The 13,836-nt window shown below is 67.7% G+C and carries 12 protein-coding genes; 5 read left to right on the forward strand and 7 right to left on the reverse strand.

Annotated features, from left to right (window positions below; translation table 11 throughout):
* Window positions 1–169: 169 nt before the first annotated feature.
* Both PV646_RS03630 and serA read right to left on the reverse strand, forming a co-directional pair.
* Window positions 170–3,442 (reverse strand): S8 family peptidase, encoded by a 3,273-nt coding sequence (locus PV646_RS03630; protein WP_500340014.1) that lies wholly within the window; start codon window positions 3,440–3,442, stop codon window positions 170–172.
* 245 nt (window positions 3,443–3,687) lie between these two features.
* Complete coding sequence (serA, locus tag PV646_RS03635) at window positions 3,688–5,283, reverse strand: phosphoglycerate dehydrogenase (protein WP_500340015.1); 1,596 nt, start codon at window positions 5,281–5,283, stop codon at window positions 3,688–3,690.
* 505 nt (window positions 5,284–5,788) lie between these two features.
* On the opposite strand from serA, the gene PV646_RS03640 reads away from it, so the two are divergent.
* Both PV646_RS03640 and PV646_RS03645 read left to right on the forward strand, forming a co-directional pair.
* Window positions 5,789–6,094 (forward strand): hypothetical protein, encoded by a 306-nt coding sequence (locus PV646_RS03640; RefSeq protein ID WP_500340016.1) that lies wholly within the window; start codon window positions 5,789–5,791, stop codon window positions 6,092–6,094.
* A 95-nt stretch (window positions 6,095–6,189) separates the two neighbouring features.
* Window positions 6,190–6,594: a hypothetical protein gene (locus tag PV646_RS03645; protein WP_500340017.1), complete on the forward strand. Its 405-nt coding sequence runs from the start codon at window positions 6,190–6,192 to the stop codon at window positions 6,592–6,594.
* 100 nt (window positions 6,595–6,694) lie between these two features.
* Here PV646_RS03645 and PV646_RS03650 read toward each other — a convergent pair whose 3' ends face one another.
* The 4 genes from PV646_RS03650 to PV646_RS03665 form a co-directional block, all read right to left on the reverse strand.
* Complete coding sequence (locus PV646_RS03650; protein ID WP_189153879.1) at window positions 6,695–6,958, reverse strand: DUF397 domain-containing protein; 264 nt, start codon at window positions 6,956–6,958, stop codon at window positions 6,695–6,697.
* A 101-nt stretch (window positions 6,959–7,059) separates the two neighbouring features.
* A complete protein-coding gene (gene ilvC / locus PV646_RS03655; RefSeq protein WP_500340018.1) occupies window positions 7,060–8,073 on the reverse strand; it encodes a ketol-acid reductoisomerase in 1,014 nt (337 codons plus the stop codon).
* 153 nt (window positions 8,074–8,226) lie between these two features.
* Complete coding sequence (ilvN, locus tag PV646_RS03660; protein ID WP_030467896.1) at window positions 8,227–8,733, reverse strand: acetolactate synthase small subunit; 507 nt, start codon at window positions 8,731–8,733, stop codon at window positions 8,227–8,229.
* Entirely contained in the window at window positions 8,733–10,565 is a 1,833-nt protein-coding gene (locus PV646_RS03665) for an acetolactate synthase large subunit (protein ID WP_500340019.1), read from the reverse strand. The genes ilvN and PV646_RS03665 overlap by 1 nt, the downstream gene beginning before the upstream one ends.
* A gap of 232 nt (window positions 10,566–10,797) precedes the next feature.
* On the opposite strand from PV646_RS03665, the gene PV646_RS03670 reads away from it, so the two are divergent.
* The 3 genes from PV646_RS03670 to ilvD all read left to right on the forward strand — a co-directional run bounded on the left by PV646_RS03670 (window position 10,798) and on the right by ilvD (window position 13,588).
* On the forward strand, window positions 10,798–11,244 hold the full coding sequence (locus tag PV646_RS03670; RefSeq protein WP_500340020.1) for a PH domain-containing protein: 447 nt from the start codon (window positions 10,798–10,800) through the stop codon (window positions 11,242–11,244).
* Window positions 11,241–11,666: a vitamin K epoxide reductase family protein gene (locus PV646_RS03675; RefSeq protein WP_500340021.1), complete on the forward strand. Its 426-nt coding sequence runs from the start codon at window positions 11,241–11,243 to the stop codon at window positions 11,664–11,666. Before PV646_RS03670 ends, PV646_RS03675 begins: the two co-directional genes overlap by 4 nt.
* Before the next feature lie 77 nt (window positions 11,667–11,743).
* Window positions 11,744–13,588, forward strand: coding sequence for a dihydroxy-acid dehydratase (ilvD, locus tag PV646_RS03680; protein ID WP_500340022.1), 1,845 nt, complete (start codon window positions 11,744–11,746; stop codon window positions 13,586–13,588).
* On the opposite strand, the gene PV646_RS03685 is transcribed toward ilvD, so the two are convergent.
* Window positions 13,585–13,827: a hypothetical protein gene (locus PV646_RS03685; protein WP_500340023.1), complete on the reverse strand. Its 243-nt coding sequence runs from the start codon at window positions 13,825–13,827 to the stop codon at window positions 13,585–13,587. The two genes, ilvD and PV646_RS03685, sit on opposite strands and share 4 nt — an antisense overlap.
* Window positions 13,828–13,836 lie beyond the last annotated feature (9 nt).

Below are 13,836 nucleotides of genomic sequence, written 5' to 3' on the forward strand. Positions count from 1 at the left end.
TTATCTCCCGTACTGCGGGACACCCACACGGCCCATATCACGCTTTCGAGTGTCACTCGACCGCAGGAACGGGGTCGCGTCAAGGGGTGACGACAGGCAGTTCCGGGCCGTGACATGCCAAGAGGCCCGGTTCCAAACGAAGAACCGGGCCTCTCGTAAAACATCCGATCTAGTAGGAGCCCCGCCCACCGGACTTCACCAGGACGACCGACGCGCGGTCACCGTTGGCGTTGTGGTGGTTGAGCACCAGCAAACCGTCGGACTTGTCGGCCTTCAGCGAGGCCTCGTTCTTGTTGACGACGAGCGCGGTACCCGGCTTCGCGAGGTACGAGAGCGCCGCGTCGCCGCCGCCCTGCGCCCACAGACCCGGCTTGAGCGGGTCGTAGGACAGGTTGCGGTCGATGACGTCGACGAGCTTGTTCGCGTTGCCCGGCGCGGCGTAGTAGCCACCGACGCCCACGACGTACGAGAGGCGTGCCGTGTCCTTCGACGCGTCGATGCCCAGGGCGCTCAGCAGCACCGGCAGGACGACGACGTTGGTGTCCTGGACGTTCGCGTCGACGTCGCCGAACAGGCCGTTCACGCCCTGGATGTCGACGGTCTCGCCCGTCTTCAGGTCCACGGTGGACGCGACCAGCAGGTCGGTGTCGGTCAGGCGGGTCGCGAACACCTCGAAGTCCGCCGTGCCGTCACCGTTGGTGTCGATGTCGACGAACGGGATGGTGTTCTTGCCCAGGTTGTACCAGTTGCCCCAGGTCGCCACACCGAACGCGAGCAGCGCCTCCTCGGGCTTGCCCTGCGCCTTCGCGAGCGGGGCCGTGGAGGCCGCGCCGACGTAGCGGAGGTCGCCGCCCTTGGCGGTCTCGTTGAGCGCGCAGTTCTCGGTGACGTTGCGCTTGCAGTCGCGCAGCTTCGGCGACTGGGCCTGCAACTCGAGGACGCTGATCAGCGAGCGGTAGGCCTGCGAGCCGGTGCCCTGGTCGATGCCCTTGCCGGACACGTTCAGGACGGCCTGCTTGTCGTTGCCGCGGAACTTGAGGCTGGACGCGGTCTTGATGTCCGCGACCGGCTTCGGCGCCGAGTAGACCGACAGGCGCAGCGGCACCGTGGCGCCGGCGGTCGGCGTGAAGGTCACGCGACCGGAGGCGTCCGCGAGGAACTGGCGCGGCGTGTCGAGCTGGTTCGCCTCGACCGTCGAGTCGACGGTCTTGCGCAGCGCCTTCGGGTCGGTGATCTTCAGCGTCACCTTGACCTTCGCGATGCCGCGCGGGCTCAGCTTCACCTTGTCCTGCGAGAGCACGTAGCTCACGCCGGGGATCGTGGTGGCCGCGGTGTAGCCGACCTTGTACTCCACGGACTTCGTGGACTTGTTGACCAGCTTGATGGTCTTGGACTTCTCGACCGCCTTCGAGACCTCGACGACGCCGAAGTTCGCGCTGACGTAGCCGTTGTCCTCCTCGACGTAGGCGAGGACCTGGTTGTCGATCGCGGACTTGCCGTCCACGCGGCCGGTGCCGACCCGGTTGGGGGCGAAGGTCTTGCCGTTCTCCTTCACGTCCGCACCGGCGGTGTTCATGATCGAGGCCTTGACCTCTTCGAGCGTCCAGTCCGGGTGCGCCTGGCGGACCAGGGCGGCGATGCCGGCGACGTGCGGGGACGCCATCGACGTACCGGAGATCACCGAGCGGTCGTTGCCGGAACCGACGGCGGTCGACGAGATCGTGTCACCGGGGGCCGCGACGTCCGGCTTGATGGACTGACCACGGGTGCCACGGCTGGTGAACGCGCTCGGGGTGTCCGAAATGGACTGGTCGTACGTCGCCGTGGAGGTGCGCAGGTCACCCGCGAGGCGGACGACCAGCGTGCCCGCGTCGAGCGCCGGGCGGATCGCCGCGGTGGCCGTGCCGGTGAACTGGAACATCGGGATGCCCGCGTTGCCGGCGATGCCCGCCGCGAAGTTCTCCAGGGTGGACGACAGGAGCACGCCCTGGCCGCCCGCCGCCTGCACGTTGTTCGCGCGGGCGGCCGAACCACAACGGCGCGTGGCGTCGTTGTCGTCCCACTCCAGCCACACGAACTTGCCCGCGACGGCGGGGTCGGTGATCGGGAGACAGCCGTCGGCGTTGCCCGCCTGGGTCACCTTCGCGACCGGCAGTTCCTTGTTGTAGCCCAGGTAACCGGTGAAGTTCTGGCTGTACTGGCCGGGCTTCTGCCCCTGGCCCTTCACCTCGGCGCCGTCCCGCAGCACGTACGAGTCGCGCACGGACGCGACGGTCAGCGCCTCGGGCGTGTTGCCCGGCGAACCGCCGATGTCGTAGAGGTCGCCGCCGTTGCCCGCGGAGAAGACCGGCATGACGCCGACCTTGTACAGCTTCTTCACGAAGAGGCTGTCGGGGTCGTCCGGGGCGCCGTAGTCGGAGCCGAGCGACAGGTTGACCACGTCGAGGTGGTCGGAGAAGTCGCCGTCGCCGTCGGGGTCGAGCGACCAGTCGAGGGCCTGCGAGGTGACGTTGGTCGAGCCCGTGCAGCCGAAGACCTTCAGCGCGAAGATCTGGGCCTTCGGCGCGGTGCCGGGGCCGATCTTCATCGCGTTGAGCTTCGCCGCGTCCAGCTTGGTGTAGTCGCCCTTGAACGTGCTGCCGTCGGCGTTCTCACCGAAACCGGCCGTGGTGCCCGCGACGTGCGAGCCGTGGCCGTCGCAGTCGATGGGGTTGGCGTCCGGCTTCGGCGTGTTGATCGCCGGGTCGGTGCTCTCCCCGTCGTAGTCCTCACCGACGAAGTCGTAACCACCGACGACCTTCGAGGTCGGGAAGTTCGGGTCGCTCTTGGTCGGGTCGACGGCCTTGAACGCCTCGACCGTGCCGGGGCCACCGAAGTTCGCGTGCGTGTAGTCGACACCGGTGTCGATGATGCCGACGCGGATGTCGTCGCCGAGCTTGCCGTACTGCTGCCAGACGTTGAGCGTCCTGGTGAGCTGGACGGCGTTCGAGTTCTGGCGCTTCTTCGGCACGACCGGGTAGACGGCGAGGACGTCCTGGCGCTGGGCCAGTTCGCGGACCTTCTGCGCGTCGGCCTTCACGACGACGCCGGGGACGCCGTTGGAGGTCCGGTAGATCTCCTTGGTCTGCGTGTCAGCGCTCTTGAGCTGGCCGACGACCTGGTCCGCGGTGGCGGACACGTCGTTCTTGGCCTGCTTGGCGGCCTGCTTCGCGACCTCTTTGCCCTGGCTCTTCTTCTCGTCGAACGCGTCGACGGCCGGCTTGCGGTCGAGCGCGACGAACGCGGTGACCGAACCCGCGGCGTTCAGCCTGGGAGAAACCTTGAGGTGCAACGCTTTCGCGTCCAACCCCTGTGCACCCTTGACCGGCTGCGCGAGCGGTTCGCTCTGCGCCTGTGCCGTGACGGGTGCGATCAGCAGTGTGGTGATGGCAGAGAACACCACCAGACTCGATCGTCTCTTCACAACGTTGCCCCAACCGAGGTGTGTGCCTTCGACCCGAGTGGAAACAGTGCCGTGCCCTCACAGCACCGGGTCAACCTCGTGGGGACGCTAATCGCTGATCGTGTCTCTGCGACTGCCCCGAAAGTATGAATGTGGTCTACAGATAGTTGCCTGTTACGACTTCGTTGTGAACAACGACAGACACGGGAAGGGGACTTTGACCGTCCCCTTCCCGTTTGTCGTGACTATCCGAAGTCGACAGAGCGAACGGTGCGCGCGCCCACGGCGGCACCGATCGGGTCGAGCACCTGCGTGTCGACCGGGCGGTCGACGCGCAGCACCATGACGGCGTCGTCGCCGGTCTGGCTGATCTGCGCGGCCTCGATGTTCACACCGGCCTCGCCGAGCAGCGTGCCGACCGTGCCCATGACACCCGGACGGTCGGGGTACTCCAGCAGCAGCACGGTGCCTTCGGCGCGGAGGTCGAAGTTGCGGCCGTTGATGTTCACCAGCTTCTCGACCTGCGCGATGCCGCTGACGGTGCCGGCGACGCTGAACGTGCTGCCGTCCGCGTGCACGGACTTGACCGTGACGAGGCTGCGGTGGTTCGGGCTCTCGGGCTCCTTGACGAGTTCGACGCTCACGCCCAGGTCGGCCGCGAGGCTCGGCGCGTTGACGAACGTCACCTGTGACTCGACGACCTTGGAGAACACCCCGCGCAGCGCGGCGAGCGGCAGGATCGCGACGTCCTCATTGGACAGTTCGCCGCGGACCTCGACGGTGACGCTGGTCGGGGCCTTGGGCGACAGTGCACTGAGGACGGTGCCGAGCTTCTGGACCAGCGGCAGGTACGGGCGGACCTCCTCGCCGACCGCACCACCCTGGACGTTGACGGCGTCCGGCACGAACTCGCCGGCGAGCGCGAGGATGGTGCTCTTCGCGACGTCGGTGCCCGCGCGGTCCTGTGCCTCGGCCGTGGACGCGCCGAGGTGCGGCGTGACGACGATGCCCGGCACGTTGAACAGCGGGCTCTCGGTCGTGGGCTCGGTGGAGAAGACGTCGATGCCGGCGCCGCCGACCTGGCCTTCCTTCACGGCCTCGGCGAGGGCTTCCTCGTCGATGAGGCCACCGCGGGCCGCGTTGACGATGATGACGCCGCGCTTGGCCTTCGCCAGCTGCTCCGCGCCGATGAGACCCTTGGTCTCCGGCGTCTTCGGCAGGTGGATGGAGATCGCGTCGGCCTTTTCGAGCAGCTCTTCCAGCGTGACGAGCTCGATGCCGAGCTGGGCCGCGCGGGCCGCGCTGACGTACGGGTCGTAGGCGATGAGCTCGACACCGAACGCGGCGATGCGCTGCGCGAACAGCTGCCCGATCTTGCCAAGACCGACGACACCGACGGTCTTGCCGTTCAGCTCGACGCCGTTGAACTTGGAGCGCTTCCACTCGTGGTTCTGCAGCGTCTCGTGCGCGGCCGGGATCTGGCGCGCGACGCTGAGGAGAAGCGCGACGGCGTGCTCGGCGGCACTGACGATGTTGGACGTCGGCGCGTTGACGACCATCACGCCGTTCTGCGTGGCGGCCGGGACCTCGACGTTGTCCAGGCCGACACCCGCGCGGGCCACGACCTTGAGCTTGCGCGTCGCCGCGAAGACCTCGGCGTTCACCTGGGTGGCGGAACGGACCAGCAGCGCGTCCGCGTCGGCGACGGCTTCGAGAAGGGCCGCGCGGTCGGTGCCGTCTACGTGGCGCACTTCGACGCCGTCGCCGAGAGCGTCCAGAACGGACGGCGCGAGCTTCTCGGCGATGAGGACAACAGGTCGGCTCGTGTTGCTCACGGACATCGCTCCCAGGAAGGGTCGGATCGTGGGGCGCGGGCGTGGTCGGGGGCGGCTGGCCCGCGCCGACCGGAGCACCGCAATGTGTCCGGACTGTTAACGAGCATAGACAGGGGCCTTGCGTGGGTATTCCGCCGGGTGGCTCAGGTCACTGCCCGCGTCTTGGAGTATGGGACGGGAGGGGGTGGACGTGGCGTTCGCTCGTCAGGGTGATGCCCAGTGGCTGGGAAACGGTCGGGCCGGGGTGGAGGCGGGCCGAGCGAGTGGGGCGCTGCGTGCGTGCGGGTGGTCGCGTTCCAACGGGGTTGATCGCGTTCCAGTGCCTCAGAACGAGGCCGATCCTGTCTGTCTCACACTCGCGGCATCTCGTTGTCCGAGTCAGGCACATCTCGTGTGACTCATCGGCTCTCCCCGTCACCCGGAGACCGATGTGCGGCAACGTTGCCGGTGCGGAACGCTGACAGGTCGGCCCGCCCGAGCGCGGTCAGTTCCAGCAGTTCGAGGAGACGCAGTGACGAACGACCCGATCACGAAGGACGGACGCCGCAAGGTCCGCGAAGCCCTGATGGATCTCCACGAGGCGACAACGGCTGAAGGACCTGCGAGCAGCGCTGAGGTCGAGATCCTCAGCGGATTGATGACGACGCTGTCCTTCACCGGCATCGAGGTGGCCCGGCGTGTGCACAGGGGCGCGGACCTGAGTCCTCGCGCGGCGCAAGTGCTGGACGAGTTCTTGGAGCACATCGTGCGCGCGGGCACACTTTCGCAGGTGTTCCTGGGGCTCGTGAAAGGCGAGGAAGGCCCGCCAGCGACGTGACCTGTTCACCCGATCGGGCAGTGGACCGGATACTCCGGTTGGGCCAGTGTCGAGCGTGAAGGGGATACGCGCATTGCAAGTTCCTTGGGGGAACGATGAAAACAGTCGTTGCACTGATCTCTGCCGTGTTGTTCGTGCTGGTGCATCCCGCCTCGGGAGCGACCGCCCATCAGCAGGATCTTCGGATGCCACCGCCTGGAGACTGCGGTGACCGGGTCCAGGCCTATGCGAAGACCGGCCAGCCTGTCAACGCCTGGAACATCAGGGTCACCGGACCCGGGCTGACCGACATTCTGCCTGGTCGTGCGGGGCGGGTATACCTCGTGTTCCACGATGACGATGCTGACGAGACGCGGGACGTGTTCATCGACGACAGTCATCCGCTCAACGTCTTCGCCACCGTCAACGGTCAGCGGATCCAGATCGTCGTGAGTGCGACGGACATCAACACCCGCGTCACCTACTGCACGAAGACGATCACTTTCAACCACAATCCCTGAACTGCGCCGGGCAAGAGCGGTCAAGGATCTGCCCAGGTTGACATGGTGCCCATAGAGCCAGTCCCAGGCCGCGGTATCAACGGAACGAGTGCGGCTGGTGTCACCAGGGCTCGTCGAACTCCCCGTCCTTCGCGCCCAGCACGAACGCGTCCCACTCCGCCATCGTGAACGTGAGCACGGGCTCGAGTTGCTTGGAGTTGCGCATGGCGACGTACGTGGCGCCGTCGGTGTGCTCGATGAAGGCGATCTCGACGTGGCCGTCTTCCGGTTCGGGCTCGGGCGGGCGCTTCCACTCCGCGTTGCGGAGGTCGAGCTTGCCGCGCACGTGGGCCTTGTCGTCGTAGATCGGCGCGCTATCCGTCATGCGGAAGAAGTTAGCGGATGGATGCGAACGAATACGGAAAGGCCCGCGGAGCGTCACACACGCTCCACGGGCCTCCCTTGAGGAAAGACCTGAGGTGAAGGTCAGGCAGTCTCGGTGATCGGGCGGTCGACCCACGACATCATGTCGCGGAGCTTCTTGCCGGTGACCTCGATCGGGTGGTTCTCACCCTCCTGCTGCAGCTTCTTGTAGTTCGCGCGGCCGTTGTCGTCCTCGGCCACCCACTCGTTCGCGAAGGTGCCGTCCTGGATCTCGGTGAGGATCTTCTTCATCTCCTCCTTGACCGAGGCGGTGACGACGCGCGGGCCGCGGGTCAGGTCGCCGAACTCGGCCGTGTCGGAGATCGAGTAGCGCATGCGGGCGATGCCGCCCTCGTACATGAGGTCGACGATCAGCTTGAGCTCGTGCAGGCACTCGAAGTACGCGACCTCGGGGGCGTAACCGGCCTCGGTCAGCACCTCGAAGCCGGCCTGCACCAGCGCGGACGCGCCACCGCAGAGGACGGCCTGCTCGCCGAAGAGGTCGGTCTCGGTCTCTTCCTTGAACGTCGTCTTGATGACGCCGGCGCGCGTGCCGCCGATGCCCTTCGCGTAGGAGAGGGCGAGGGCCTGGGCGTTGCCCGACGCGTCCTGCTCGACCGCGATGAGCGCCGGGACACCCTTGCCGTCGACGAACTGGCGGCGGACCAGGTGGCCCGGGCCCTTCGGCGCGACCATGGCGACGTCCACACCGGACGGGACCGTGATGAGGCCGTAGCGGATGTTGAAGCCGTGGCCGAAGAAGATCGCGTCGCCCTCGTTGAGGTTCGCGGCGATCTCGTCGGCGTAGATGTGGCGCTGCGCGGTGTCCGGCGCGAGGATCATGATCACGTCGGCCCACGCGGAGACCTCGGCCGGCGTACCGACCTCAAGGCCGGCTTCCTCGGCCTTGTCGCGGGACTTCGAGCCCTCCTTCAGGCCGATGCGGACCTCGACGCCGGAGTCGCGCAGGGACAGCGCGTGGGCGTGGCCCTGGCTGCCGTAGCCGATCACGGCCACCTTGCGGCCCTGGATGATGCTCAGGTCGGCATCGTCGTCGTAGAAGATCTCAACGCTCACTGTATTTCCTTCTGTCAGTGTTTGTTTGCCGCTGCTCCGCAGACGGCGGCGAGGTCGTCGAGAAGCCTGTCATCCGGCCACCGCTTCGCACAGATCGGGCTTCGCCGAATCTGCACGAAGGGGCGACCGGACGACAGGCACGACCTCGCGTTTCTAACGAACCGCGGTGGCAGTGATGGAACGAGCGCCACGGCCGATGGCGACCATGCCGGACTGGACGATCTCGCGAAGCCCGTAGGGCTCCAGCATGCGCAGCAGGGCGTCGAGCTTCTCAGAGGTGCCCGTGGCCTCGATCGTGACGGCCTCGGGCGAGACGTCGACGACCTTCGCGCGGAAGAGCTGAACGGTTTCGAGGACCTGCGACCGCACCGTCGCGTCCGCACGAACCTTAATCAACACCAGCTGCCGCTGAACGGAAGCCGTCGGCTCCAGCTCCACGATCTTGATGACGTTGATGAGCTTGTTGAGCTGCTTGGTGACCTGCTCCAGCGGCAGCTCGTCGACCGACACCACGATCGTCATGCGCGAGATGTCGGGGTACTCCGTGCGGCCGACCGCGAGCGACTCGATGTTGAAGCCGCGGCGGGAGAACAGGCCGGCGACGCGTGCGAGCACACCGGGCTTGTCCTCGACCAAAACGCTCAGCGTGTGCCTGGTCATCACAGGTCCTCATCGAACAGGGGGCGGATGCCGCGGGCGGCCATGATCTCGGAGTTGCCGGTGCCCGCCGCGACCATGGGCCACACCTGGGCGTCCTTGCCGACGACGAAGTCGACCACGACCGGCCGGTCGTTGATCTCCAGCGCCTTCGCGATCACCTCGTCGACCTCCTCACGCGACTCGGCGCGCAGACCCGCGCAGCCGAGAGCTTCCGCCAGGAGCTTGAAGTCTGGGATGCGGTGCTTGTGCGTCCCCAGATCCGTGTTGGAGTACCGCTCGCCGTAGAACAGCGTCTGCCACTGGCGGACCATGCCCAGGTTGCCGTTGTTGATCACGGCGATCTTCACCGGCAGGCCCTCGATGGCGCAGGTGGCGAGCTCCTGGTTGGTCATCTGGAAGCAGCCGTCGCCGTCGATGGCCCACACCGTGGTGCCCGGCACACCGGCCTTGATGCCCATGGCCGCGGGAACGGCGAAGCCCATCGTGCCGAGGCCGCCGGAGTTGATCCACGTGCGCGGGTGCTCGTACTTCACGAACTGTGCGGCCCACATCTGGTGCTGGCCGACGCCCGCGGTGTAGATCGTGTCCGCCGGGGACAGCACGCCGATGCGCTCGATGACGTACTGCGGGGACAGCGTGCCGTCCTCGGGCCAGTCGTAGCCCAGCGGGAACGTCTCGCGCAGCGACTTGAGCGTCGTCCACCACGGCGAGAGGTCGACGGCCTTGGCCGTCTCGCGCTCGGTGCGGACGGCGTCGATCAACTCGGTGATGATCTCCTTGCAGTCGCCCACGATCGGGACGTCCGCGCGGCGGTTCTTGGAGATCTCGGCCGGGTCGATGTCGGCGTGGATGATCTGCGCGTCGGGAGCGAACGAGTTGAGCTGGCCGGTGACGCGGTCGTCGAACCGGGCGCCCAGCGCGATCAGCAGGTCCGAGCGCTGCATCGCCGCGACGGCCGCGACGGTGCCGTGCATGCCGGGCATGCCCAGGTGCTGGTCGTGCGAGTCGGGGAACGCGCCGCGCGCCATCAGCGTCGTGACGACCGGGATGCCGGTGTCCTCGGCCAGGCGCAGCAGCTCGGCGTTCGCGTCCGCCTTGATGACGCCGCCGCCCACGTAGAGGACGGGCTTGCGGGCGTTGACGATCAGCTTGGCGGCTTCGCGCACCTGCTTGCCGTGCGGCCGGGTCGTCGGCCGGTAACCGGGCAGGCGCATCTCGGGCGGCCACGAGAAGCTGGTCTGCTCCTGCAGCACGTCCTTCGGGATGTCGACGAGGACCGGGCCGGGTCGGCCGGTCGACGCGATGTGGAACGCCTCCGCGATCGCCCGCGGGATGTCCGCCGGGTCGGTCACGAGCACGTTGTGCTTGGTGATCGGCATCGTGATGCCGCAGATGTCCGCCTCCTGGAAGGCGTCCGTGCCGATCAGCGGCCGCGACTGCTGGCCGGTGATCGCGACGATGGGCACGGAGTCCATGTTCGCGTCCGCGATCGGGGTGACGAGGTTGGTCGCACCCGGACCCGAGGTCGCCATGCAGACCCCGACCTTGCCGGTGGCCTGCGCGTACCCGGTCGCCGCGTGTCCCGCGCCCTGCTCGTGGCGGACGAGGATGTGCCGGACCTTCGTGGAGTCCAGCAGCGGGTCGTACGCGGGAAGGATCGTCCCGCCCGGAATGCCGAACACCACTTCACACCCGACCGCCTCAAGCGAGCGGACGAGGGACTGAGCCCCGGTCACTCGAATCGGCGCGCCAGTGGGCGGAGCCGGTTTGGGCCGCGGACCTGGACGTGGCGACGAGGGCTCGGAAGCCTGTCGCGATGGTGCGCTGGTCATTGGTTTGCCTCGTGGGTATCGGGGTCCGGACACGAAAAAACCCTCGACAACCCGAAGTTGGGTCGTGCGAGGGTCGCGCGTCGACGCAGGCTGTTCGGCTCAGGCGTCGACGCGCCTGAGAAGTACGAGAACGAGCGTGCGCTGCATGAAGCGGACGGTATCGCCTCGCGCAAGAGTGCGTCAACTCTGCGGGATGGAATTCCCGGATCGTGGACGTGGAACAATCGTCCGGGTGAAGAAGCTGGTCTTTCGCATCCCGGCAACAGCCCTGCTCGCGGCGGGTCTGATCGCCATCTGCGTCACCCCTGTGGCGTGGCTCGCACCGGGACTGCAAGCGCTCTACGTCTTTCCGCTCGGTTACGCGTACTGGGTGCTGCGCAACCGCACGACGGTCACCGAGGAGGAGATCGTCGCGCGTGGGGTGTTCGGCAAGACGACGCTCAAGTGGTCCGACGTGAAGTCGATCCGGCTGGTGCAGAAGGGCTGGCTGCGGGCCGTCAAGGAGGACGCGTCCGAGGTGACGCTGCCCGCCGTGCGGTTCATGCACCTGCCGGCGCTGTCGGTGGTCAGCGGTGGGCGCGTGCCCGACACGACGGTGCCCGAACCGGTCGAGGTCGAAGAGGTGGCCGAGGAGCCTGCCGAGGAGAAGACCGACGAGGTCGTAGAGTCGGAGAAGTGATCAAACGGGTTCCGCTGCTGAGCCTGCTGCTGTCCATCGCGGGCCTGCTGACCTCGGCTTACCTGACGTACACGCACTTCAACGCCGGCGCGCTGCTGTGCTCGGCGGACGCCGTCATCGACTGCGAGACCGTGACCACGAGCGAGCAGTCGGAGTTGCTGGGCATCCCCGTCGCGTTCCTCGGGCTGGCCTTCTTCGTGTTCCTGACCGTGATCTGCCTCCCGTTCGCGTGGCGGATCGACGCGCTCAAGTGGGTGCGTCTCGCGGCGGTCGGCGTCGGCGTGCTGATGGTGGTCTACCTGGTGGCGGCCGAGTTCCTCATCATCGGCAAGATCTGCCTGTGGTGCACCGTCGTGCACGTGATCACGCTCGCACTGGCCTGTCTGCTGGTCTCCGCGAGTCTGCGCACAAGTAACCTTTGAGGCACCGCTCCCAGACTGGTGGACGCCTCACCCCCGCGTCCCGCGCGCATTTTTCTTGAACTGAATCTGGAGGAGCAGTGCCTCAGCTCCGCTCTCGCACCACCACGCACGGTCGCAACGCAGCCGGAGCCCGCGCGCTCTGGCGCGCCACCGGCATGACGGACAGCGACTTCGGCAAGCCCATCATCGCGATCGCCAACTCCTACACGCAGTTCGTGCCGGGCCACGTGCACCTGCGCGATCTCGGGGACATCGTGGCCGAGGCGGTGCGCGAGGCGGGTGGCGTGGCACGCGAGTTCCACACCATCGCGGTCGACGACGGCATCGCCATGGGCCACAGCGGGATGCTCTACTCGCTGCCCAGCCGCGAGATCATCGCCGACTCCGTCGAGTACATGGTCAACGCGCACCAGGCCGACGCGATCGTCTGCATCTCCAACTGCGACAAGATCACGCCCGGCATGCTCAACGCGGCCATGCGCCTCAACATCCCCGTCGTGTTCGTGTCCGGCGGCCCGATGGAGGCCGGCAAGGCCGTCGTCGTCGAGGGTGTCGCCGTCGCGCCGACGGACCTGATCACCGCGATCTCCGCGTCCGCCTCCCCCGCCGTGAGCGACGACGGGCTCTCCGAGGTCGAGCGCTCCGCGTGCCCGACGTGCGGGTCCTGCTCCGGCATGTTCACCGCGAACTCCATGAACTGCCTCACCGAGGCGCTGGGGCTGTCGCTGCCGGGCAACGGCTCGACGCTGGCCACGCACGCCGCGCGCCGCGAGCTGTTCTCCGAGGCCGGCCGCGTCGTCGTGGAGCTGTGCAGGCGCTGGTACGGCGAGGACGACGAGTCGGCGCTGCCGCGGTCGATCGCGAACCGCAAGGCGTTCGAGAACGCGATGGCGCTCGACATGGCCATGGGCGGCTCGACGAACACCGTGCTGCACATCCTCGCCGCCGCGCAGGAGGGCGAGATCGACTTCACGCTGCAGGACATCGACGACCTGTCGCGCCGCGTGCCGTGCCTGTCCAAGGTGTCGCCGAACAGCGACTACCACATGGAGGACGTGCACCGGGCCGGCGGAATCCCCGCGCTGCTGGGCGAGCTCTACCGCGCGGGCCTGCTCCACGACGACGTCACGTCGGTGCACACGCCGACGATGGCGGAGTGGCTCGGCAAGTGGGACATCCGCGCCGAGAACCCGTCCGCCGAGGCGATCGAGCTGTTCCACGCCGCCCCCGGTGGCGTGCGCACGACCGAGGCGTTCTCGACGTCGAACCGCTGGTCCTCTTTGGACACCGACGCGGCCGGTGGCTGCATCCGCGACGACGAGCACGCCTACACCCGTGACGGCGGCCTGAACGTGCTGCGCGGCAACCTGGCCGAGCGCGGCGCGATCATCAAGTCCGCGGGCATCGACGAGGAGCTGTGGCACTTCGAGGGCCCGGCGCGCGTCGTCGAGTCCCAGGAGCAGGCCGTCTCGGCGATCCTGAACAAGGAGATCCAGGCGGGCGAGGTCCTGGTCGTGCGCTACGAGGGCCCGTCCGGCGGCCCCGGCATGCAGGAGATGCTGCACCCGACGGCGTTCCTCAAGGGCTCGGGCCTCGGCAAGAAGTGCGCGCTGATCACGGACGGCCGGTTCTCCGGCGGTTCGTCGGGCCTGTCGATCGGCCACATCTCGCCGGAGGCGGCGGGCGGCGGCACGATCGGCCTGGTCCAGAACGGTGACCGGATCCTGATCGACGTGCACGAGCGCAAGCTCGAACTGCTGGTGGACGCCGACGTGCTGGCCGAGCGCCGGGCGAAGATGGAGGCGTCGGAGCGGCCGTGGCAGCCGGTCGACCGGATCCGTCCGGTGACGGCGGCGCTGCGGGCGTACGCGCGGATGGCGACGGACGCGTCCACGGGTGCCGTGCGCAACCCGGATCTCTAAAGAACTGCCGCCAGAGCCATAGCGGCGCCGAACACGAGCCAGCCCGTCAGCGGTCCGCTGACGGGCTGCTCCGTCTTCTTGACCAGGACGCCGCCGACGATCAGGCCCGCGAGCAGGCCGAGCGGCGGGAGCAGGGACTTCGCGGTGAGGCCGAACGGGAACGCCACGAGGTAGACGATCGGGATCCCGACCACCAGCAGGGCGAACTGGAGCAACGCTCCCGTCAGGTTCTTCCGCATCCGTGAGTT

This window comes from Streptomyces sp. ID05-26A (assembly GCF_033794685.1).
GTDB lineage: Bacteria > Actinomycetota > Actinomycetes > Mycobacteriales > Pseudonocardiaceae > Lentzea.